The organism is Loktanella sp. Alg231-35 (assembly GCF_900143545.1).
GTDB lineage: Bacteria > Pseudomonadota > Alphaproteobacteria > Rhodobacterales > Rhodobacteraceae > Yoonia.
Genome location: NZ_FREV01000001.1, coordinates 1 through 21,641 on the forward strand (window position 1 = coordinate 1; position 21,641 = coordinate 21,641).

Sequence of the window (21,641 nt, forward strand, 5' to 3'; positions counted from 1 at the left end):
TTCTCTGGGCCTGACTCTGCTCTACAAAGGGTGCCGGATATCGGAGGCGCTGGCTCTGACACCGAACGACATCCAAGTTGAAACTCGCGTGATTACATACCGGACGCTCAAACGACGCCGAAGGAACGTGTTCCGCGAAGTGCCGATACCAACTGAGCTTGCAGATGTTTTGCAGGGCTACGCCAATCAAACACAACCTGACGCGCCGCTCTGGCAGCACCGCAACCGGCCACTCAATCGCAGCACTGCCTATCGCTGGATCAAGCAGCTGATGGCAGAGGCGGACATCACAGGCGTGCAGGCTTGTCCCAAGGGGCTCAGGCATGGGTTTGGGATCCATGCGCTCAATGCCAGCATTCCCCTCAATCTCCTGCAGAAGTGGATGGGGCATGCCGATATGTCCACAACGGCGATCTATGCAGATGCCAGTGGAATGGAGGAACGCGGGATTGCCGAGAGGATGTGGTGAGGGTGAGGGTGAGTTTGGCACTCAGAAGGATAAACATCCAGGGCGGCACGAACACCAATGTGCACAAACAATCATTCACTGGTAGTCCAAGCGACGTCCGACGTAATCCGCCTCTGGGAATTCGCGTCGAACGGAGCATCACATGCTTGCTGAAACGCCTCTCCTCTGCGCCCTTCAATTTGGAGTTGCGTATTTCACCTGTGCCGATATGGTTTCTTTAGGTTGTAGTCCAACTTTTCACAATTGATACATTTTGGTGATATTACATGATTTTTCTCAAGCGGTTTGCTGTAGCTGTTTTGGCATTCTCTCTCGCGACGCAAGCGTACTCCCACGATGAGAATGTTGCCGAGCAGTTCTTTTCTCGCAGCTCAATCTCGAATTTCCACGCAAATGATGTCCCCGCGCAGTGCCTGATAAACGCGAAAGTTAATGACCCTCCGTCCGCCCAAAACACCCGCGTCACTGCCATTGAGATTTTTGAGCATTTTTCTGCGAATGGCGTGCGTACAGGCACGGATTACACTTGCCATGCAGCACATGATGGATTTGGCAGCGTTACCCCGCCAGGGACATTCAGCGTTGGTGGTGATGAATACTGCGATACTGACCCAAGCGTGCACAGTACCTCGACCTTCGGCCTTGGTGCCTGCATGCCCGAACAAATCACCTTGCAATGTGACGTTGAGGATAAGGTCGGGAACCCAATTTATCTGGCAACCGGTCAGAAAAGTGAGGCGGTCACTGACTGGGCATCCCCCCTTGATCCAAGATTTAATTTCACCCGTTTCTACCGCACCGATGGCTTCACAAGCACCAATCGATCAACCGATGGATGGGGCCAAAACTGGTTCTCCAAGTGGTCACAGCGCATTGAGGTGCATGGATCGAGCACGCGCGTGGTTCACCTTGCAAATGGCACCATCCTGCATTTCTCGGGATCAGGTGCGACACCTGTCAGCGGAGACCACAACTACACCCTGGCGCTGTCGGTGGTGGTGGAAGGCGGACGCCATGTCCTGAGCCATGGGTCAGGTCGTGAGGATTTGTACGAGGACATTAACGCGGATGTCTCACTTCTCTCGGAAATTCGTTGGCCCGACGGCTATGCGATTTCTATAAACCGGGATGTCAACAACCGGGTTTCTTCTGTTTCTGACAATCGTGGGCAATATGCGGAGTTCACATGGGATGAGACGTTGAATCCCAGTGCTACCGTGCCGGTTGTCTCGCAGATTGACATCGATACTGACTATGATGGCGTTGCGATCTCTACGGATGTCGCGATCGATCTGGGCTATCAGGTTGCTGGTCTTTTCACAAACCGTCTCCTGATGACTTCTGCCACCGTCACGGATGTGAGTTCCAGTACGGTGATGACTGACAAAGCGTTCGCCTATGACAATACCGTTAGCAGTGTCAGCCGCGATCTGCTTGTGGGCATCTCAGACGGTCGTTTGGGCTGGACAGACGCATCGGAGGTACAGGTTTTCGCTGCGAGTGTGGAATCGAGCTCAGACTATGATGTCGCCTTGTACCCCCCTTCGAATGTAATTGATGGTTTGAAGTGGCGCGGAAACTTCGGTTCCACAAACAACGGTGCACTTGAGTTCTTCAAGTTGGATATGGGGTCTGATAAAACGCTGGCCACAGTAGTGGTTTCAAACCGGGATCGGCGAGGACGCGTCGGAAGGCGCCTGAATGGTGCAATGATCGTTTTGTATGACTCAGCAGACAACGAGTTACATCGATCCGCACCAATTACCGGTGCTGGCGACGAGTCAGTTCATACAATCTCAACCGGGGCCGTTGCCAATGTCCGCTACGTTTCATTGGAACATAGCAACCAATATCTGCATGTCTCGGAAATCGAAGTGTTCGAGCTCGTGCCGGCTAGCATCGGTACATACAACTACTCCGCGTTTGAGTACGATAGCCAGTATTCGACAACAAAGCCGCGTGCCATCACGACCAGCCACTTTGGTGCTGTCGATACGCACACGGTTGGCATGCCCGTTGATACAACAAATGGCTTCTCGATTACGGCAACCAACCCGCTGGGCAAAGATACGGTTTACTCCTTCGAGGAGATTGCGGGTCAGGACCGGATTGTTGGTGTGCAGGGTATCTCGACATCCAGTTGTCTGCCGTCTGACACAACCATGTCATACAATGCCAATGGGCGCATCATTGAGCGGATTGAGAAGAATGGTGCGCGGACCGCGATCACGCGCGATAGCATCGGTCGGATCTTAACACGGACCGAAGATGCGGATGGCACTGCACCGCGTGTGACCACATACACTTGGCCAACAGGTGATCTGCGCAAGCCTCTGTCCCGCGTGACCTCCGAGCTGTCTGAGACCTTCACCTATGACGCCGATGGCTTGCTGACATCCTATGCTCAGGAAGATGTGCTGACCGGCAGCCCTGACTTTGGTGAAGTGCGGACGTGGACCTATACCTACACCGCGCTGGCCTCTGGCCTGAAGGTGTTGACCTCACTTGATGGCCCGGGCTTGGTTGCCGATGGTGTGACCGATGTCACAACCTTCACCTACAACGCGCGTGGACAGGTTCTGACCGCAACAGATCCCAAAGGGCTGATGCAGGAGGTGTTGGCCTACGGGCCATCCGGTCAACCAACATCAATCCGTGATCATCAAGGCTTTGAATGGGCATTGACCTATGATCTCGAAGGTCAGTTGGTGCAGTCGGTGTTTGAACCAACCGGCGTCAATGACGTCACCACATATAGCTACGACATCATCGGTCAGATGACCTCGTCCACCGATGCGCTCGGGCGCATCTGGGACTATACCTATGATGAGGCCAAACGTCTGATCGAGATCGAGGCCCCATCCGGCGAGGCCATCACGTTTGATCATGATGCGATGGGCAATGTAACCGAGACGGAATACCGCGATACCGGTGCTGTGGCCACATATCTCGCACAGACCCAATACGATGAATTGGGGCGAATCCTGCAAAGCCTTGGGTCCAACGGGCAAAGCACAGCCTTCAGCCATGACGTGGAAGATAATCTGGCAACGGTCACGGATGCGACCAGCCTGACGACAACCATGTCCTATGATGCGCTGAACCGGATGACCGATCTGGTTGACCGGGCCAGTGGCACCACCACGATGGACCACGATGAGAGTGATCAGCTGACCAGCTACACTGATCCACGCAGTATCGCGACCAGCTTTGCCTATAACGGTTTTGGGGAATTGGTGAGTGAGGTCAGTGCGGACCGTGGGACCATGAGCTACAGCTACAACAGGCGTGGTCTGGCGACGTCCATGACCGACGGGCGCGGAACAGTCGCAAACTACACCTATGATGATGGCGGGCGCTTGCTTTCCAAATCCTTCCCGTCAGATGCGGCATTGGATCAGGTCTTCACCTACCACAATGATCCCTTGCAGCCGCAGAACATCGGCACGCTGGCCTCTGTCACCGATGAAAGCGGGCGTTCGGATTACAGCAACGGCACGGCACGCGGGGCCTTCCTTGAGGATCTGCGGACGTTGGATGGGATCGCCTACAGCACGTCCTATCAGAGTGATGCGGTGGGGCAGATCACCGAAGTTGACTATCCCAGTGGCTCACAAGCCTTGCTGAGTTATGACACGGATGGCGACCTGAGCGGAGTACAATGGCGCGCCTATGACCCGCTCACGAGCACCTATGGGCCTCCAGTCGATGTGGTCAGTGGGCTGACCTACCTGCCCATGGGGCCGATGTCGGCAATGACATATGGTGATGGAGGCACGCTCACAGCGACTCATGACAGCTCGTATCGCCTGACAGGGCTGCTGGATGTCCGCAGCGGGACCACGCTGCGCGATGAAACCTACAGTTGGACCAACCGGGACAATCTGGGCGCGGTTACAGACAACCTGACGCCAGCCCAAAATGAAACCTTCGGCTACTCCCCGCGCGAGTTCCTCTCATCAGCGGATGGGGCCTGGGGTGAGCTGGACTGGCTCTATGACGGGGTTGGCAACCGGACGCAGCAGATGTCCTTTGCTGGTGGCAGTACCACAACGGATACTTACACCTATCCAACGACCTCTAACCGCCTCGACCAGATCGCGTTCAGCGCCGGTGGCACCCGCACGCTGACCTATGATGCAGCGGGCAATGTCACCTTTGATAACCGCAACGGGCCCGGCTACGGCTATAACTACGATGCCGCCAACCGCATGTCCTCCTTTGCGATCAACGGGGTGATCCAGGCGGAGTATGACTACAACGCCCTTGGCCAGCAGGTCATCCGGCGGCTGACTCAAGCCGGCCAGACGATCCATTCCATCCATGACCGGGACGGGAACCGGATTGCCGAGTATGACTACGATGAGACAGCTGGCACCAGCAGCCTGATCCGTGAGTATATTTGGGCGAATGGCACAGTTGTCGGGGTTTATGAAAACGGCACGCTCTACTTCGTCCGCACCGATCACATCGGACGGCCGGTGTTTGCAATCGATGGCGCGGGCACAAAGGTTTGGGAAGCCAGCTACTTGCCATTTGGCGGGGTGCAGGCGTCAACTGGGCCGAACAGCGAGCTGCGCTTCCCCGGCCAGTGGTTCCAGGCCGAAGCAGGCCTGCACCAGAACTGGATGCGGGACTACGACCCGACAACCGGGCGGTATATGCAGGCTGATCCGCTGGGGCTCGTCGATGGGGCCAGCGTGTATGGGTATGCACTGCAGAACCCGGGGAGGTATATTGATCCACGGGGGGAGTTTGCTATTCCTCTAGTGCCACTAGCGTTAGGTGGCGCGGCGTTCATTTGGTGTTACTTCTACTGTGAGAAACCCGTAAACGACTTTATAGACGCGTGCGGGATGCTGATTGACGATTTGTTCAAACCGCCGATTATCTCGCCTTCTTCTCGCCCTCCAGGGTATCTGCCGGGTGACGTCGGAGCAATTGCTTGGGGCGGTCTAAATGGAGTAGGACCCCGGGATGCGAAAAATAAATTTCATGGAATCAAACAGCACACTCCAGATTCCAGAGGAGACGATGACTATGCCGTAAATCCTGATACTGGTGATGTCATAGATCAAGACGGTGAAAGCGTAGGAAACTTGTTTGATGAAGACTGATGAAGAGGAAGCAGAGGTTTTTATGCAAGTATCAATAAACCTCTTTGGTGACTTTCTTAATCCCCAACTTGTTGACGATGCACTTGGAGTTGCGGCGACAAAGTCATGGCGAAAAGGTGATAAGTTCACTGGACGTGGTTCTGAAATCATTAGAAAAACAGGTCTTTGGTCATATAGAATGCGACGGAATACCAAAGATTTGACGGTACTGGTGGATGATTTTTTTGGCAAACTACCCATGAGAACAGATTTACGCAAAGCTATACCTAACGTCGAAGCCGTACGTATCTCAATCTTTGTTTCGTCCCGGTTAGACGACAGAAACTCAAGTTCAAGGAGTTTGAATTTTTCCGCAGAACAAATCCAGATAATGGCTAGGTCTGGTGTTGAACTAGCCGTTGATGTGACTTCAGGAACTGAAGGGTAGCGAGTCTGGCCTGAGACTCAACACCTCTATGCCAAGAACGTGGCGAACCAAAAGTGAAAAGCACCGCGTTTAGCGTGTCATTGTCTGAATACGGCTATAACTACGATGCCGCCAACCGCATGTCCTCCTTCGCGATCAACGGGGTCATTCAGGCCGAGTATGACTACAACGCCCTTGGCCAGCAGGTCATCCGGCGGCTGACTCAAGCCGGCCAGACGATCCATTCCATCCATGACCGGGACGGGAACCGGATTGCCGAGTATGACTACGATGAGACAGCGGGCACCAGCAGCCTGATCCGTGAGTATATTTGGGCGAATGGCACAGTTGTCGGGGTTTATGAAAACGGCACGCTCTACTTCGTGCGGACCGACCACATCGGGCGACCGGTGTTTGCGACAGATGGGGTTGGCACCAAAGTCTGGGAAGCCAGCTACCTGCCCTTCGGCGGCGTGCAGGCATCCTCAGGCCCGAACCCCGCGCTCCGCTTCCCCGGCCAATGGTTCCAGTCCGAGACCGGGCTGCACCAGAACTGGATGCGGGACTACGACCCCACGACAGGACGGTACATCCAAGCCGATCCGCTGGGGCTGGTGGATGGGGCGAGCGTGTATGGGTATGTGCGGCAGAATCCGGGGCGCTATGTGGATCCGAGGGGGGAGCAGAGTACAACGACTATCTATCCCGGAGAATCTGGTTCGGACTTGCTCCCAAATACCGGTCAGTCGCCGGGTCTGAATGGAGTAGGCTCGGGTGCCAGCATAACCGCACGGATTGCCGCGCTGACGTTAACTTTGGCAGTGACGCCGACCGCTATGGGAAATGGGGAGGCGCTGCCGCTGAACTGCGGTGCTGACCAGTGCCTTGAACATTATAAAGCCTGCACTCTTTCCAGATTAGGGGGCTTCCCAGGTTCAGTATATGGTGAAAGTAGATGTCAAACCTGTTATAATGCATGTAGAGGAACCGGTGTCTGGCCGAGTTCTGTTCCCTCGGCCCGGAACGGTGCACTTACATGCCGGTATTGGCCGCGACGTAGAGGTTGAGATTTCGAACATGAAAGATGACTTTTCTTCATCAATTGAAGCGGAAATAACAAAGCGTAGGCAACTAATCCTACTTCTTGTGCTGGAGAACAGAATCCCAGATGCGAAGCGCGAACTATCAGACTTGTCAAAGCGGATTAAACACTGCGACCTGACTTTTGATCAAAAAAGAGAAGCACGTTGCAGGCTACTCGAATCAGAGATTGACATTGCGGAGTATGAAACTGCCCCGAAAAGGAGTCTCTTGAGTGTCATGAAGCGGATTCTGATGTCAAAAGATTTTACACGGGAAAGACAAACAGAGGTTCTGCTTCGCGGGTTATCACGTCTCGAATTGTTGGAGCAGTGAGTTACCAAACAGGCTTTTGAAGTGACGCTGACCCTCCTAAGAATTCCGGTATGTAAACTTTTGCCGCTTTCTACCGCATTTCCAGTAGTCGTGATTGCGTCGCCGATGAACCAAGATTGACCACACCAATCAGCCGTTCTCCCTGCCTGCCAGCCCGATAAACTGCAAAGTTTGCCATTGACGGCGCTGCCTCATCATTGACGGCTGCAATCTCCAACACGGCGTCTAGTGCGACGCTGGGTGCTATGCCACGCCGCCCGGAATGCACGGTCGCTACAAATTGCATGTCATCTAGCAAAATCGCATCAGCATTCGTCACCCGGATCACATCATCAATACGGATAAACCGCTGCCCATCTTGTTTCCAATCCCTCACAGATCTGGCGGCATCTTCCGGAAACCCAACCACGTCAAACATGCGTTCAAGCAGCTCCGGCGACGCAGTATTGAGATCAATCAACCCGCCAACATCCTGCAGTCTTACCGTTGCGCCCTCGAATGGGACGGGCAACGTCAGGGTGTCGAACGAAGCTGCTTCATCACCCATATCGCGTAGAATGGTCAAAATCGCGGCGTTCTCGTGCCGCTGTTTGGCCAAATAGCGTTCAGCGCTTTGGGTTTGCACATGCGCCATACTGCGCTGGCTGGCGATGGCAAAAAGTATTGTGAGGATCAGCAGCGACGAAAGCACAACGATGATCGCAAATCCACTTTGCCCACTTGTCCGATATTGTCTTGCCGTCGTTTTCATCATACCCGCAGTCCCATGACCTGGATGCCACCTTCACGCATATCGTTGATTGCGCTGCACGTCACATTCTACGCTGGTTTTGCGGTCGCAGGGTATTGGCATCTGCCGTTCCCATTTGCGCAGGCATTCATCTTGGCGGCCCTGCTGATCTGGATCAGCGTTGTTGATGTTGAACGTCTGGAGATACCAGACGTAGCAGCCTCCTTGCTGGCCCTGACCGGTGGTGCGTTTGCCTATGCCACCGGCAGCAATCTTATCGACGCGATTTCCGCCGGGATTGTTTGGCCCCTCTTGTTTTGGATTGTCGGCGCTGGCTATGGAAAGCTGCGTGGCTGGCAAGGTCTGGGATTTGGCGATGTGAAGCTGATGGTCGGCATCGGCTTGTGGCTGGGGTTTGCACAGACAACGCTGGTTGTCTTTACCTCGGCTCTTTCCGGGATTGCGGTCATTGCGTTGACAAAGCTGATCAATAGGCAGTCAACTGCGGATATCGGGACAACAGCGGTTGCGTTTGGCCCATTCCTTTGTCTTTCTACCTGGGTGATCTGGCTGTTCTGAAGGATACGGTGTGCATTCATCAAAAGATACCAAATGGACACGGACATCAGGTGTCACAATCCTCGAAGTTCTCGTTGTCCTGTCGATTATTGCGTTGATTGCTGCCGTCGCGGGACCACGGTTGATTGGCTATCTGGGTCGCGCCAAGACTGACACTGCCGACTTGCAAGCCGAACAACTGCGCCAGGCCGTGCAGCTCTTCTATATTGATGTTGGCCGATACCCTTCTGATGGAGAGGGCTTGGCAGCACTGCTTGCCTCTCCACCTGGAGAATCATCCTGGCAAGGGCCTTATCTGGAAACTGAGGATGCGATTACAGACCCTTGGGGCCGCGATTATGTCTATGTGGCACCTGAAGAGGGTAGCGATTTCAGCGTAATGTCTTTTGGCCTCGATGGCACACGAGGTGGTACTGGCGAAGATGCCGACGTTGGCCGCTAACCACTCTCTGCGAACACCAACCGGACAGTGAACTCTGGCCACGCTGGCGTACTTCCCTCATCTGCAATGATGCGGATCAGCAGCGGCAGTCGGTTTGGGTTGTCCCAATGATCGCGCCAACCAACGGCATCGGGTTCATTGCTGTAGTAGCTGATCTCAGCACCGCTGATCCCTGTTGCAAGCGTGCGATCATGCGTTGCGATCACACCCCCATCATCGTCAAGCTCCTCAATACGGAGAATTATTGCTTGCGCGCTTATATTAACGGTCATGCGCAGTGCCGCGCTTTGCGGGGCAAAGGGTGCAGGTGCCAGCGTTGTAAATTGAATTCCCGTCGCATCACCGACGATGCCTGTCCCATGATCGGTGACTGTCGCCGGAGATGTGGCTGTTCGAAGCCAATGCCGCAACCTCAGCCGCAAAGCGATCTCGGCGCTTGTTTCTTCCAAATTGCGCGTCCGGTCGAGGACCTGGATTCCAAGGCTGGTCGATGACGCAAGCCCAGTGGCGATGACGGCAACCAGAACCAGAGCCACCAAGAGCTCCATCAGCGTCATCCCACTTCGGCCGTGCCAGTTCATCGGGCGACCTTCAGCGTCTCGGCTGTGGCGAGGATTCGGTTTTGCTGATCACGCACGACAATGGTGATTGCGATTGTATCGACGCCATTTGCCAGTGCGCCACCCGGCAGAACCTCTGTTGTGACCTCCCAGTCGCGATAACTGTCCTGTTGGGTCTGCGCGACCAATGGTGCAGTCTCTAAAGCTGCTATGCGGGACAGTGCGTAGTCATAGGCAAGCAATTGTTCTTCCTGCATAGCTGCACGCCCGAGAAGTTGGGCTTGTCCGGGGATCAGCGCGGCGAGGACCAGGCTCATGATCACGAAGGCAATCAGAACTTCGAACAAAGAGTATCCGGCGCGGCGCGTCATGGTGCGTCCATTCGGGTCAGCAATCCCGTGAGCGGATCGAGATGCAACCAGTAGAAGTCCTCTTCGCCAGCCAAACAAATCTGTATCTCAGCGGCTGAGCCATCTGCAAAATACGTCAGAACCTGGGGACTACCCGAACAAAGCGGTTCGGTGATTTCAAACTGCTGCTGTGTGCCTTCAAAGATAGCTTTTGTTCGTGCCTGAGCCGCTTCGGCAATAAGATCACTTATGCGCGCTTCTTGCCGCATGCCTGAGGACGGCCCAGGCCGGGCTGTCGCAAATACCGCGACCGTGAGCGACAGAATTGCCAATACAACCAGAGCCTCCAGAATGCTGAACCCCGCTTGTCGATTGTCAGAGCACCACATCATTGAGATCCATGATGGCTGAAATCGTCGACAAGATAATCGCACCTACTGCCAGGCCAATCACCAGTGTTAGGATCGGTGTCAGCAACTTGACTGTCTGTGAAAGCATCTGAGATGTCTGCACCTGCAAGGTCGCAATCGTTGGGCCAAGGACAGACACCAGCTGATCGCTTTCTTCACCCGTCTTCAGAATTGTACTCGTCATCTGGTCAATGCGGGGATCACCTAGCAGCGCTTCACCCAGAGATTGGCCGTCTTCGATACCTTGGTTTGCCTTGGTCAGCATCGCGCGCCAGGATTGATTGCCGGTGGCGTCTGCTGCGGTTCTGAGGGCGTCGGTGATGTGGCCGCCACTACTCAGCATCAGATAGAGGGTTTGGCAAAGGAGAAGGGTTTCTTTTTTCGAGGTGTATTTCCTGTACCCTGGTAACCACCTGAATAAGGCATGGACGAGCGTTTTGATGCTTGAACGCGCTGCATAGCCCAACACTCCAATTGCAGTGATCCCAACAAGGATCAAAGGCCAATCCGTGGCTGTTGCGCGCTGAACCGCAAGCATGATCGCAATGATTGTCGGAGGTGCGGTGTCTGCCGACGCAAACACCGGTGCGAGGGTTGGTGCGAGATAAAAGATCAGGACACTCAACACAAAGACAGACATAGAAAGCAATATGATCGGGTAAATCAGCGCTTGCTGTACTTCACCGCGCAATCGCGCCTCGGACTCCAGCATCCTGGCCGCACGTTTTACGACTGGCCCGAGATTGTTCGAGCTCTCCCCCAATCGGATCATTGTTACCAGTCGCTCTGGGAATGAAGGGCTGCCGTCCGACAGAGCGTCTGCCAAAGACAGACCGTCTTCGATCTTTTCGAGAGCATTCTCCAGAAGCGGTTTCATCATCGGGTCAGTGGTAAGGTCTGCGCAGAATTCTAACGCTTTTGGGAGTGGCGTTTTGGCCATCAACATGGCTGATAGTGCAGAAAAGAACGCCTCGAGTTCCTTGGGTTTGAGCGCCGCTTCGCCAAACAACGCGATGTCGCGGTTCCACCAAGGCTGTGAGTGTGCGGCAGTGCGTAGGTCAATAGGGGTCAGCCCCTTTGCCGCCACCAGATCCAAAGCACTGATCTGATCAGCCGCGACAACTTCTCCGGTGGCGCGGGCCCCGCCTTGATCAATCGCGTTGTAGACAAAGCGTGGCATAGAACTACTGCACGATCCGATGGCCGACACTTGGTGTTGCAATACCATTTGTGATCAATCCGTCTGCACCACCAATCCGTTGTCGCAACTCATCAGTGACACTGCGTGCTTCCTGTCCATTGCGGATGACGCGCGGTGTGATCAGGATAAGGAGTTCTGTTTTGGCTGCCGTGTCGGATCTGCTCCGGAACAGCGTGCCAAGGATTGGTACGTCGCCTGCACCAGGTACCTGTGCATTGGTGCGATTGTTGCTTTCCTGAATGAGCCCGCCAAGCGCGATGGTTTGTCCATCACTGACAATCACTGAAGTCTCGATCTTGCGCTGCGCAATGGTTGGGCTGTCGATACCGGATGTTGTGGTGTTGGAAACGCTGCTGACCTCTTGCTCAATCTCCAGGATCACCTGCCCTCCGCTGGAGACCCTTGGTTTGACCCGCAGAATGATGCCGGTGTTGCGGAAAGAAATCGTGTTCACCACGGGGGCATTTGCGGCACCGGTATCGCGAACTTGTTGCGTGGCAATTGGCACCTCATCACCGATTTGCAGCTTCGCTTCCTGATTGTCGAGGACAAGCAGACTAGGTGATGACACGACATTGACGGTTGTGATTGAGTTCAATGCGTTGATCGCAGCCGAGGGCGACGCGCCATTGAAGACCAAAGACAGTCCGGGGAAGTTTGAAGTAACAGCACCATTGGACGCATCGCTGAATGTGCCGGACGCATCCCCGTTTTCAAAGAACCACCGGAGGCCAAACTCTAATTCGTCATTCAGGGACACTTCTGCGATGGTTGCTTCAAGTAAGACCTGGACCGGTGTTGTGTCCAGGGACGCGATGAGCCGTGCCAGGTTCTCTTGCTCTGTGTCATTGCCCCAAACAATGATTGCGTTCTTGGTATCATCCGCCACGATCCGGGCAGTGCCTTGCACAGGGCCACCATCTTCAGCCGCAACCTCCTGCAACATCTCTGTCAGTACCGGCGCAAGTTCCACCGCTCCTCGGTTTTGGAGGTTGTAGACAACGGGCCTGCGGGTCGCACCGCCTGCGGTGCGATCAAGATCACGAATCCAGCGTTCCGCGTCATCAAGATAGCTCTGCCGGGATGTGACCACCAAAACAGCGCTCAGACGTGTGGAGGGCACAAAAGTGACAACGTTCTGCAGGCTGCCACCTTCGCGGGTCTCAAAGATGACATTCAGCTCTTCAACGACGGCTTCAGGCTCAGCAGCACGGAGCCGGAACAGACCAACGGACTTGCCTTCCAGAACATCAACGTCAAAGAGGTTCACAGCCTCAATGGCAGCATTAATCTCGTCCCGGGTGCCTGCAATCAGCAGGATATTGCGCTGTGGGATGGGTTGCAGACGGACGCCGTCGCCAACGATTGGTTCAAGAAGTCGCATCATTTCGGCGGTGCCAATGAATGCCAGCGGTACCGCAACAACGCGCGCGCCCAATTGCTGCGGATCTCCGAGCCGCCCCACGCGTTGCGTCGCACCTGCCGCTGGCACGATGCTGATCAGGTTCTCATTGACCTGCATCACAGCACCATTGAGCTCTAGTATTGTCTGGAAAGTCTCAAGCAGCGCCCGCTCGGACAGGGGGCGGGTTGTCTGCAGCGTTACGGCTCCCACGACGTCTGGTCGGACCGAGTAGTTTCGGCCCAATGCTTCACCAAGAACGGCGCGTGCGGCCTGATCGATGGGCACGTTCACGAGATTGAGCGTGAAGGCGCCGTCAGTGGAGGTTTCGACCAGATTTGCGTTCCCACCAGGGACGTCCGACAGAAATGCGTCCGTACCCAAGACCCGTCGTTCGGGGGCTGGGCCATTCAGGAGAGTCCGAAACCGTTCAATGGCGCTGCCGCCTACACCCGCAGCATTTTCCTGATTGGCGAGAAGACGCGTGCGTTCTCTGTCTGAGGGTTCTGTACAGCCAATGCCCAGAATACACAGCGCCCCAATCATTGCCCGGGCGAGACCACCAAGAAATCCATTCTTCATTCAAATAACTCCAGGCGGACGTGTTCATCGCCAGCGGTAAATACGATCCAATCTGCCCCGATTTCGGTGACGCGCCAACCCTCAAAACTGTCATCAACGCGAAACCACTCTCCTTCATCGTTGTTCGCCACAATGAGAGCCACAGGGTCATCACCGGTGCCCAATACACCTGACAAGACGATGTCATCGGGCCAGCTCTGGGTTTGAGCTTTCGCTATCGGTTCGCGCGCAACCGACGTCTGTGCAACCAACAATTCCGTCGGACGGCGTGTTGGCGCAAAAAGTGGGCGGTGCGTGATGGCGGCATAGACCGTGTCGGGTTGTGCCGTAGGTAACGCCAGGTTTGCAGATTGCGATGGGAGCGGATTTGACGGGTTCTCTGTGGTGTTTTGACGGCTTAACGGCATCTGCTTTGGAGCGCCCGTGATGGCCAGATACCCCAGGCCGCCCGCACATGCGGCAAGCAGTAACGTACCCAACAATGGCAGCAACTTGCTCATCCTTCGCCTTCATCCGTGAGGGTTACAGGTGCGGCGAGCTCGATCTGCACAAAAAGTTCGGGTTGCGGATTGCTCTGATTGGGTCGTGAGAGCCTGCGCAAGTTTGCGCGGGTTACAACAAGAGCGGGTTGGCCAAATTCCACAGCCTTCAGAAACGGGACCAACTGATCAAGATGCGCTTCGAACTCCAGACGGAATCCAATGGCACTCTCGATCTCCGTTTCAGATCCTGAAGCGGGTGCAATAGAGCGCAAAACGATGCCGTTTTCTCGTGCCGTGTCGTTCACAGCGGACTGCACGATCGCCGTCGCCTCCGCCATTTGCGCAGCTTCCCATGTCAAACCCGATAGATCATCGGAGACAAATGATTGTTGCCCGATGGTCAGTGTCGCTACGCGAGCTTCCAGTTGAGCAATCTCGTTTTCGACTGACGAAAGTCCTTCAAGGCTGGCGCTTCGCCAGGCGCTCAGTGGTGCAACCACGGCAAGATACAGCGAGGCGACGAACATCGTGATCACCGAGAAAAGGATGAGACGTTGGCGGATCATTGACGGGATCCATTCGCATTGAACACAATCCCAAATCGCTCTTTGCCTTCAGCGGTGCGCGATACTGATCCGGACAGTGCAGGTTCAAATGGCAATCCCGCATCCGTTAATTCCAGCACGAGAGCTGCTGCTGACTGTGAAGTTTCGCCATTGATCAATATTTGCTCCGCCACAAATTCAACATCCGATACCCACACATGATCTGGCAGCGCGACGGTCATCTGGTGCAGCGCATCAACCAGTTTTGGGCGTTCGAACACATTCTCAATGAAAGCGGCTCGCGCCGTATCAAGCCCTTTGAGCGCCTCAATTTTGGTGCGGAGCGCTACCGCCTCACTGCGAAGCGTGTCCCGCGCGGCGAGCTGACGATCAGCTTCGATCTTTGCTTGCCACGCGGGTTGCAGCCAAAGCAATAGACCTGCGCCAATCGCTCCGATCAGCAATAGTACATTCATTCTGCGCCAGGTTGCTGCACGGGGAGCCACGTCCGAGGTGAAATCCGCAAGCACAGCTTGTCCTTTCTGACCGGCAACGACAAAGCGCCGGACCCGGTAGCCATGTGACAACAGCATGTTCCGGTAGTGTGAAAGATCACTCCTTTTGGCGACCCACTGGCACAGGACATCTGACTTAGACGTGGCATCACCACTCAGAACCCAGTGCACCTCTGAGAGGTTGAAGGGCGTTCGCCGCAGCAAGTTAAGTTCGGCAATTGCACGATGCTTCGAGACGGCGGTTGGCGGTATCTCGATGCTACGTTCCAGCAGTATCTCCTGTGGCAGAACAACGTCCACATTGCGTCGACCTGCAACGTTTCCCTGCGTTGTGAGAACCGAAATTGACTCATGAATTATGCCGCGAGCTGGTATCCCGTCAAAGCGCAACACTCTTGCAGACGGCTCTGCAAGAAACATCACCCGTACCCAACACGGCAGTGCGTCGTGAAGGACGCGGCGGATAGCGCGCCAAAGGTGCGAAAGGGTATTTGCGGTCATAATGTGTCCAGGCAGCGCTACACGCACACGTTTTGCGCTAGCTTAGTGTACTACTTGTAGTATGCATACCGCTGAGTAGAGGCAAATGCGTAGTAAGACATTGGCAAATCCATTGCAGTCGTTCGACGAAACAGCTTTTTTGGCCTTTCTGGCTGATCAGGCCCTCTTGCCAGAAATCACAACGCGTCGTGTCAGTATTGCTGCAAACGAAACCGGCATCAGCGTTATGCGGGCAGTTCTCGAACTGGGGTTACTGGAAGAAGATGCCGCCTATGCAGCATTGGCCAGCCATCTTGGCGTCAGCTATCTGACATTCGACGAGCTAGATCATGGACTGCTTCACTCGGGGCTGTTGAAATTCAACTTCATGAAGCGGTCGCTGGCAATCCCGGTCGCTCAAGGGCCCGACGGCTATGTCATTGCCACCTCAGATCCTAAGTCCGACGACATATTGGCCAGCATTGCATATCTTCTAGATGCACCCGTGCGCCGTGCAATTGCATCTCCGACAACCATCAAAGCGGCTTTGGAGATGGCCGAAACGAAAGATCAGGATCGCGCAGAAGGCGCAAACCAGAGCGATGTCGCGCGTCTTGAGGCCCTTGCCAACGATGGGCCGGTCATCACACTGGTCAATGACATCATCGGCAAAGCCGTCAGCCTGGGCGCGTCAGATGTGCATGTGGAAACACAAGAACGCGGCGCGCGGGTGCGATACCGGGTTGATGGTGTGCTCCAAAACGACCGGGCGATCCCGGATGATTTGCGGAGTGCCGTCGCCTCGCGCCTGAAAGTCATGGCCAACCTCAACATATCAGAAAGACGCAGGCCCCAGGACGGACGGGCTGACATCGTTGTGCGTGGTCGCAGCATTGATATCCGCATGTCCAGCATGCCCACGCAGCACGGTGAAAGCATCGTACTTAGGCTCCTCGACCGCAGTCGCATGCAACTTGACTGGAAATCTTTGAAGTTTCCACCCGAGCGCGTAGCCGAGATTGAGCAACTGATGGCCTGCCCAAACGGGATATTCCTAGTGGCTGGCCCAACAGGCAGCGGCAAGACAACAACGCTCTATACGGCTTTGCGCGGGATAAACTCCGAAGACCGCAAGATCGTCACTGTTGAAGATCCCATTGAATATGCGCTTGAGGGGGTCAATCAGGTCCAGGTCGATCCGGCCATTGATATGTCGTTTGCCAAGGCTCTTCGCGCGATCCTGCGGCAAGATCCAAATGTCATGATGGTTGGCGAAATCCGCGATGAGGAAACAGCAGAGATTGCGGTTCGCGCTGCTTTGATTGGCCGGTTGGTTCTGTCAACGATCCATACCAATGATGCGATAAGTGCAGTCGATCGCCTGCTTGATCTTGGTATTGCACCGTATCTCGTTGGCGCGACCTTGCGAGGTGTGTTGTCGCAAAGACTGGTCCGCACGACCTGTGAAAGCTGCCACGGCGGTGGGTGTGGCACCTGCAACACTACCGGCAAACAGGGCGGCATGGCGGTTTCCGAACTTTTGAGAATGACACCGGATCTCTCTGAAGCAATCGCGCAAGGTGGGCGAGGGTCGACGCTTCTGACACTTGCACAGAAGGACGGCTTTGTCGGCATTGCTGCACAAACACATGCTCTGGTCGAGGCAAGGACTATTTCACTGGATGAAGCGCATCGGGCGTTGGGGTTGGACTGAGCCATTCATTTGGAGCGCCCGGGGTGCTTTTGTATGTGAGAAGGGCAACCGATTTCAAACCAGACTGGTAAACGTCGTCTGTCCTGGCCATCAAAGCCGAGGTTCTTTTCTGCGAGAATGGTTGATATCCAATAAAAAACCGCCCCACACGGGACGGTTTCAGGTGTTTCGTATATGGCGTGGCTACCCCATCGCTGCGGCTAACCGTGTCGGCGGCCCCTTGATCACCTTGTCGGCCAGTGCCAAGGCTTCGAACAACACCATGCGGCGCGGTTCAAAATCAAAGATGCGCCGCTTCTGCTTAGGCAAGTAGCCTGCGCTCTCAGGATAGGCCTTTGCAAGCGCCTGTGCCTCCTCATACTTTGATGGGTATTGCCGTGGCCGGGATACGGACACGTCCAACACCGGGTTGTGACTGGCTAGCTCCGTGATTGATCGGATGAGCTCTTTGGCATGATCACCCTTGCGACAGCCCTTGCCGATCTTCTCGGTCACAACAACGTCTGGCTTCAACTCATTGATCAGCTCTTGCACAAAGCCAACCAGATCAGCACTGGACTTTGTGACTTTCACGCCAATGCCCCAGTCCTGCAGCTTGCCGCCTGAGATGTAGACATAGCCCACCTTGCTGGTGGCCACTGCAATGGCCAACACACTAAGCGCTGCCATGCGGTCTGGGATTGGCAAGCCGCTCATGCAGGGCTTTGAGCGAGGCGCCTCGGTTAAAGGTATGCACTGTCTGCCGCACATTGCTGGGCAGATGCTTCAGACGCCGTTTGAGGCGCCGGGTGCAGTCTTCCATCATCTCAGCAAAGAAGGCCTCAAAGGACCGTCCATAGATCAGTGACAGGGTGATAATTTGGGTCAGGTCAGGACGGGTTGTTCCGTCCTCGAGCTCTGAGACCACTGACTGGTGGTCACAAAGCAAAGCGGCAACATCCGCTTGGGTATAACCCGCCTTTCTGCGTGCAAGACGCAGATCAGCGGAGAATTGGGTTCTCATAGACTTTTGATTAATGGCTAAACGTCTGGAGCTTCAGTCTATGGGGGGAGACAAAGACATCCTAGTAGTCAGGATATCCCGGAGGGCAATACGGTGAGTGCTATGCAGAGAGAGACGCACATGGTGTGGTGATACATGCGCTTGGGGACCGGAACACCTGACGTGTTCCGCCGACAAACGCACATCTCACCCCCACCTGTTCATCTCTGCCTGCAATCTGATCGGCTGTGCAGCAATTGCGACTGATGCTGTACAACTCTGGGACAAGCGGCTGAACTATCCCAAGGCTGTCTACGATTTGACGGAGATATCGGGCCGGACTTACAACCCAAAACGGTTCCACCACATGATCGAAGCGCAGGCTAGCAGCACGGGCCACAAAGGAACCACATGCAATCCAACAAACGGGAAAGCCCCGGCACAAGGCCGGGGCTTGGGGAAGAGCAACCGCTTGCCTATGTGCATCCACTTGGGGAATGTGTGAGTGTCGCAGATACACGTAGATTCGATACGGTTGACGCGAAGGTAAGTTATCTACCTCAGATTGCAAGAAGCCTTGTGTTCGCGCATCGGCAACAAATTACGAACTGCAAATTTGTTACAACCGAGTAGTGAGGCGGCAGCGGACTTGCCAACCACCTCTGATCGTCACATCGTGATCAGGCCAACGACCGATTTGAGCCCCACTTCGACCGATGCTGCGCAGCACATGAACGACCGCTTTAGAGAATACCGCCCGCCCAAGTCTGGGGCGCTCATCCTGCACACAGACGACTACGTCAGACATCAATCTCGCTTGTTGACAGAAAATCGAACGTGAACAACGTTCACGTATGTTGATATGGAACGCCATATCACTATCAGGAGAGAAACTTTGCAAAGAATGACACCGTTACTATTGGTCGTAGCGCTTTTGACTGCAGCACCCGCGTATTCACAAGAGCAGAGCGTCGATCTTGATGCGGGCTTTGGCAATATTCGATCACTCTGGAAGTAGTTCCTAGAGATATCGTAGAACGCCAAACGGAGCAGTTCTGCTTAAGCGATAGCGATTCAAGCATGACTGCAAACGAACTGATCGGCCGCATGAGCCAAGATCAGTGTGCAACGTCAAATGAGCTTTTGCTGGTTGGTCGAGGATCGGCAGACATGACGTGTCAGTATCCGGAAGACAACGCGCGTGGACAAGGTCGTTTCGAAGCCACTTACACAACCACGACATACGACATTGACGCAAACATGACCTTTGTCGGACCTGGTGGCACAACACGCGCCATTTTCTCTGGCGAGGGGCAACGCATTGGCGACTGCTAGAGCACTGGCATGAGTTTTTCCTATGATATTGTCCTGACGCTGACCTAAGCGCTGGATTCAAGACTGCTCAGTGACTGAAACGGTAGGTCTTCTAGCGAAGGTCTCCGGATCATAGCCATCTTGACCTGCCTCGTTTGTATTGCATCAGACGAAACGTGGATCGACCAATCCGCGATTTCACGATCAGGGTTCTTGATGTTAGTCTCAGGTACCGCCGCGAGCCAAAGCCAATCCTTATTCAACGAAGCGCACAGTCAATGTCATAGCTCCGAACCCCGGGACCGGTGAAATCCCTTGAGATTGCACAATCAGCCGCATCGGCAGATGTGACAAGAAAGGCTTCTCTTTCATCCTCGAATTGAGCTGCGGCAAAGGTAATGCGACCGGTGTCTTGTGCGATCCTAAGCACAAAGTCGGTGTAGGCGCGATAAGAATCCTCGACATCAAGAGGTGCCCAAATATGGTTGTTCAACTTATTGATGGCATTCGCATTCAGATTTGCAACGACGGCGTCGGTGCTTTCCATGACGCGGGTGTCAAAGGGCAATTCACCCAAGATTGATATCTGCGGTTCTGGGTTGCGATTTTCATAATAGCGCAGCGTACGGGCAAACAGTAAATTGGGAACGACAGGGATGTCTGGGCGGGTCTGGATGTGTTCATATAATGCGCTTGTATCCTGGGAGATGTACCAGCCAGACAAAGTGAAGGAAGGCAGTCGAACGGCATTGGGCAACGTAAGTGTCGCGATGATCAATGCCACAGCGAGCCTAATGGATCGCGATTCTTCGCCCCATTTGAAGACTGCAAAGATAAATGCGGCCCCAGCAGTTGCTTTGACGGGTTGCGTGAACAATAGTTGCCGACCATTAAAGATCGGATATTGCCCGAGCACTGACAATAAAACAACGCTGCTGATCAACCCCACGCCGAGACGCAAAAACAGATAATCTGGGTTTCTGAGAATATGATCTGCTTGCTTTGACCGCCTATGCTTTATCACCATTGCAATGCCCCAAAAGATGCTTAGCCCGAGTGAGATGCCGAAATAGGAGGGGAATACCAAATGCTTCAACGGTGTTAAGAGGCCAGAACCTCCACTTTGTAGTATGGCCAGCAAGGTGTGATTGTCGTAGGATTCAGAATAGTTTGTGAGTTGATAAAATGTGACCGGCTTGAAGATGGTGACGTAAAGCCCAACCCATACGATGACAAAACCCACGAGTGCAGTGCCCCAAAGCAATCGGGTCCGTCCATTTGTGCGAAAAAGAACCGCATCGAGGAAGATCACCACGGAGATGAACATTGAAGAGAATGAAAATAACGCCAAAACGACGGATAGAACGAACAACACAACACATGCATGCTTGCGCGTGAGATCAAGTGTCACTGCGGCATGCATCAAGACAAGCGCTGCACCGAACTCAAAAATGTAGTGCTTTAATTCAGTAGAATAGCTAATGATATGCGGGGCAGTCATTAGAAACATGAGGGCAACCAACATCACTGCATCCCCCCGCCGGATCGCCGATAGACCGACGCCGCCAATCACTGTCGTTGTCACTCCCAACATCAACAAACGCATCGATGATACGTCGCCGTCTGCAAGACGCCAGATTATGTCTTGGAAGATCAATGCCAGCGGTGGTGCAGCTTGGTCGTTGTAGGGAAGTGCGGTGAAATACGATCCCCAAGGCAGACCGAGGTTTTCAAGAATAGCACTTTCGTCTTGCCAAAGTGGTCGGTCAGACTGAAGAACGCCCAGCAGGACAAACAATACAACGGCCAGAAGGAAGGCAACGGCGTACCCAGCTTTCCACGTGTCGTTTGTCATCCGCTGTGTCTTTCTTTGTAGTTTGGTGTCTCATAAGCAATCTTTATGCCGCATCGACGAAACCTCACAAGTCCTCTGCATCCAAGGATT

At 54.4% G+C, this 21,641-nt stretch carries 20 protein-coding genes and 2 pseudogenes; 9 read left to right on the forward strand and 13 right to left on the reverse strand.

Annotated features, from left to right (window positions below; translation table 11 throughout):
- The 5 genes from DHN10_RS00005 to DHN10_RS19940 form a co-directional block, all read left to right on the forward strand.
- On the forward strand, nucleotides 1–469 hold a 469-nt coding region (locus tag DHN10_RS00005), incomplete at its 5' end, for a tyrosine-type recombinase/integrase (protein WP_108813217.1).
- A gap of 266 nt (nucleotides 470–735) precedes the next feature.
- Nucleotides 736–5,586 carry an RHS repeat-associated core domain-containing protein gene (locus DHN10_RS00010; protein ID WP_108813218.1) on the forward strand — a complete coding sequence of 1,617 codons (4,851 nt, stop codon included), beginning with the start codon at nucleotides 736–738 and terminating at the stop codon, nucleotides 5,584–5,586.
- Nucleotides 5,576–6,013: a DUF4279 domain-containing protein gene (locus DHN10_RS00015; protein WP_108813219.1), complete on the forward strand. Its 438-nt coding sequence runs from the start codon at nucleotides 5,576–5,578 to the stop codon at nucleotides 6,011–6,013. Before DHN10_RS00010 ends, DHN10_RS00015 begins: the two co-directional genes overlap by 11 nt.
- A 53-nt stretch (nucleotides 6,014–6,066) precedes the next feature.
- Nucleotides 6,067–7,059: an RHS repeat-associated core domain-containing protein gene (locus DHN10_RS00020; RefSeq protein ID WP_159086863.1), complete on the forward strand. Its 993-nt coding sequence runs from the start codon at nucleotides 6,067–6,069 to the stop codon at nucleotides 7,057–7,059.
- Nucleotides 7,060–7,069: 10 nt separating this feature from the next.
- Entirely contained in the window at nucleotides 7,070–7,408 is a 339-nt protein-coding gene (locus DHN10_RS19940) for a hypothetical protein (protein WP_108813221.1), read from the forward strand.
- Between the two features lie 70 nt (nucleotides 7,409–7,478).
- On the opposite strand, the gene DHN10_RS00030 is transcribed toward DHN10_RS19940, so the two are convergent.
- Nucleotides 7,479–8,162 carry a hypothetical protein gene (locus DHN10_RS00030; protein WP_159086864.1) on the reverse strand — a complete coding sequence of 228 codons (684 nt, stop codon included), beginning with the start codon at nucleotides 8,160–8,162 and terminating at the stop codon, nucleotides 7,479–7,481.
- A gap of 21 nt (nucleotides 8,163–8,183) precedes the next feature.
- Between DHN10_RS00030 and DHN10_RS00035 the strand changes: the two genes are divergently transcribed.
- Nucleotides 8,184–8,717: a prepilin peptidase gene (locus tag DHN10_RS00035; RefSeq protein WP_159086865.1), complete on the forward strand. Its 534-nt coding sequence runs from the start codon at nucleotides 8,184–8,186 to the stop codon at nucleotides 8,715–8,717.
- A gap of 10 nt (nucleotides 8,718–8,727) precedes the next feature.
- Nucleotides 8,728–9,159, forward strand: a complete 432-nt coding sequence (gene gspG / locus DHN10_RS00040; protein ID WP_108813224.1) for a type II secretion system major pseudopilin GspG — start codon at nucleotides 8,728–8,730, stop codon at nucleotides 9,157–9,159.
- On the opposite strand, the gene DHN10_RS00045 is transcribed toward gspG, so the two are convergent.
- The 9 genes and pseudogenes from DHN10_RS00045 to DHN10_RS19620 all read right to left on the reverse strand — a co-directional run bounded on the left by DHN10_RS00045 (nucleotide 9,156) and on the right by DHN10_RS19620 (nucleotide 15,599).
- On the reverse strand, nucleotides 9,156–9,740 hold the full coding sequence (locus DHN10_RS00045; protein ID WP_108813225.1) for a prepilin-type N-terminal cleavage/methylation domain-containing protein: 585 nt from the start codon (nucleotides 9,738–9,740) through the stop codon (nucleotides 9,156–9,158). The two genes, gspG and DHN10_RS00045, sit on opposite strands and share 4 nt — an antisense overlap.
- Complete coding sequence (locus DHN10_RS00050) at nucleotides 9,737–10,090, reverse strand: type IV pilus modification PilV family protein (RefSeq protein ID WP_108813226.1); 354 nt, start codon at nucleotides 10,088–10,090, stop codon at nucleotides 9,737–9,739. The genes DHN10_RS00045 and DHN10_RS00050 overlap by 4 nt, the downstream gene beginning before the upstream one ends.
- A complete protein-coding gene (locus tag DHN10_RS00055; protein ID WP_234416929.1) occupies nucleotides 10,087–10,338 on the reverse strand; it encodes a hypothetical protein in 252 nt (83 codons plus the stop codon). The genes DHN10_RS00050 and DHN10_RS00055 overlap by 4 nt, the downstream gene beginning before the upstream one ends.
- A 42-nt stretch (nucleotides 10,339–10,380) precedes the next feature.
- Nucleotides 10,381–10,461 (reverse strand): annotated as a pseudogene (locus DHN10_RS20145) (prepilin-type N-terminal cleavage/methylation domain-containing protein); the annotation flags it as partial.
- Complete coding sequence (locus DHN10_RS00060; RefSeq protein WP_159086867.1) at nucleotides 10,445–11,659, reverse strand: type II secretion system F family protein; 1,215 nt, start codon at nucleotides 11,657–11,659, stop codon at nucleotides 10,445–10,447. The gene DHN10_RS00060 and the pseudogene DHN10_RS20145, both read right to left, overlap by 17 nt.
- A 4-nt stretch (nucleotides 11,660–11,663) precedes the next feature.
- A complete protein-coding gene (gene gspD / locus DHN10_RS00065; RefSeq protein WP_108813229.1) occupies nucleotides 11,664–13,664 on the reverse strand; it encodes a type II secretion system secretin GspD in 2,001 nt (666 codons plus the stop codon).
- Nucleotides 13,661–14,164, reverse strand: a complete 504-nt coding sequence (locus DHN10_RS00070; protein ID WP_108813230.1) for a hypothetical protein — start codon at nucleotides 14,162–14,164, stop codon at nucleotides 13,661–13,663. Before DHN10_RS00070 ends, gspD begins: the two co-directional genes overlap by 4 nt.
- Nucleotides 14,161–14,712, reverse strand: a complete 552-nt coding sequence (locus DHN10_RS00075; RefSeq protein ID WP_108813231.1) for a GspMb/PilO family protein — start codon at nucleotides 14,710–14,712, stop codon at nucleotides 14,161–14,163. The genes DHN10_RS00070 and DHN10_RS00075 overlap by 4 nt, the downstream gene beginning before the upstream one ends.
- Complete coding sequence (locus DHN10_RS19620; RefSeq protein WP_159086868.1) at nucleotides 14,709–15,599, reverse strand: PilN domain-containing protein; 891 nt, start codon at nucleotides 15,597–15,599, stop codon at nucleotides 14,709–14,711. The genes DHN10_RS00075 and DHN10_RS19620 overlap by 4 nt, the downstream gene beginning before the upstream one ends.
- A gap of 193 nt (nucleotides 15,600–15,792) precedes the next feature.
- Between DHN10_RS19620 and DHN10_RS00085 the strand changes: the two genes are divergently transcribed.
- Nucleotides 15,793–17,400: a GspE/PulE family protein gene (locus DHN10_RS00085; protein ID WP_108813233.1), complete on the forward strand. Its 1,608-nt coding sequence runs from the start codon at nucleotides 15,793–15,795 to the stop codon at nucleotides 17,398–17,400.
- A gap of 183 nt (nucleotides 17,401–17,583) precedes the next feature.
- Here DHN10_RS00085 and DHN10_RS00090 read toward each other — a convergent pair whose 3' ends face one another.
- Nucleotides 17,584–18,069: a hypothetical protein gene (locus DHN10_RS00090; RefSeq protein WP_108813234.1), complete on the reverse strand. Its 486-nt coding sequence runs from the start codon at nucleotides 18,067–18,069 to the stop codon at nucleotides 17,584–17,586.
- Nucleotides 18,056–18,403: a helix-turn-helix transcriptional regulator gene (locus DHN10_RS00095; protein ID WP_108813235.1), complete on the reverse strand. Its 348-nt coding sequence runs from the start codon at nucleotides 18,401–18,403 to the stop codon at nucleotides 18,056–18,058. Before DHN10_RS00095 ends, DHN10_RS00090 begins: the two co-directional genes overlap by 14 nt.
- A gap of 975 nt (nucleotides 18,404–19,378) precedes the next feature.
- On the opposite strand from DHN10_RS00095, the pseudogene DHN10_RS00100 reads away from it, so the two are divergent.
- Nucleotides 19,379–19,717: pseudogene (locus DHN10_RS00100) on the forward strand (DUF3617 domain-containing protein); the annotation flags it as partial.
- A 238-nt stretch (nucleotides 19,718–19,955) separates the two neighbouring features.
- On the opposite strand, the gene DHN10_RS00105 reads toward DHN10_RS00100, so the two are convergent.
- Complete coding sequence (locus DHN10_RS00105; protein WP_108813237.1) at nucleotides 19,956–21,551, reverse strand: hypothetical protein; 1,596 nt, start codon at nucleotides 21,549–21,551, stop codon at nucleotides 19,956–19,958.
- Nucleotides 21,552–21,641 lie beyond the last annotated feature (90 nt).

Bases quoted from the DNA above. Each gene is read 5' to 3' on its own strand.
- DHN10_RS00010 (WP_108813218.1), top strand. From the start codon at position 736: ATGATTTTTCTCAAGCGGTTTGCTGTAGCTGTTTTGGCATTCTCTCTC.
- DHN10_RS00030 (WP_159086864.1), bottom strand. From the start codon at position 8,162: ATGATGAAAACGACGGCAAGACAATATCGGACAAGTGGGCAAAGTGGA.
- DHN10_RS00090 (WP_108813234.1), bottom strand. From the start codon at position 18,069: ATGGCAGCGCTTAGTGTGTTGGCCATTGCAGTGGCCACCAGCAAGGTG.
- gspD (WP_108813229.1), bottom strand. From the start codon at position 13,664: ATGAAGAATGGATTTCTTGGTGGTCTCGCCCGGGCAATGATTGGGGCG.
- DHN10_RS00070 (WP_108813230.1), bottom strand. From the start codon at position 14,164: ATGAGCAAGTTGCTGCCATTGTTGGGTACGTTACTGCTTGCCGCATGT.
- DHN10_RS00060 (WP_159086867.1), bottom strand. From the start codon at position 11,659: ATGCCACGCTTTGTCTACAACGCGATTGATCAAGGCGGGGCCCGCGCC.
- DHN10_RS00095 (WP_108813235.1), bottom strand. From the start codon at position 18,403: ATGAGAACCCAATTCTCCGCTGATCTGCGTCTTGCACGCAGAAAGGCG.
- DHN10_RS00035 (WP_159086865.1), top strand. From the start codon at position 8,184: ATGCCACCTTCACGCATATCGTTGATTGCGCTGCACGTCACATTCTAC.
- DHN10_RS00075 (WP_108813231.1), bottom strand. From the start codon at position 14,712: ATGATCCGCCAACGTCTCATCCTTTTCTCGGTGATCACGATGTTCGTC.
- DHN10_RS19940 (WP_108813221.1), top strand. From the start codon at position 7,070: ATGAAAGATGACTTTTCTTCATCAATTGAAGCGGAAATAACAAAGCGT.
- DHN10_RS00055 (WP_234416929.1), bottom strand. From the start codon at position 10,338: ATGCGGCAAGAAGCGCGCATAAGTGATCTTATTGCCGAAGCGGCTCAG.
- DHN10_RS00050 (WP_108813226.1), bottom strand. From the start codon at position 10,090: ATGACGCGCCGCGCCGGATACTCTTTGTTCGAAGTTCTGATTGCCTTC.
- DHN10_RS00085 (WP_108813233.1), top strand. From the start codon at position 15,793: ATGCGTAGTAAGACATTGGCAAATCCATTGCAGTCGTTCGACGAAACA.
- DHN10_RS00015 (WP_108813219.1), top strand. From the start codon at position 5,576: ATGAAGACTGATGAAGAGGAAGCAGAGGTTTTTATGCAAGTATCAATA.
- DHN10_RS00045 (WP_108813225.1), bottom strand. From the start codon at position 9,740: ATGAACTGGCACGGCCGAAGTGGGATGACGCTGATGGAGCTCTTGGTG.
- DHN10_RS00105 (WP_108813237.1), bottom strand. From the start codon at position 21,551: ATGACAAACGACACGTGGAAAGCTGGGTACGCCGTTGCCTTCCTTCTG.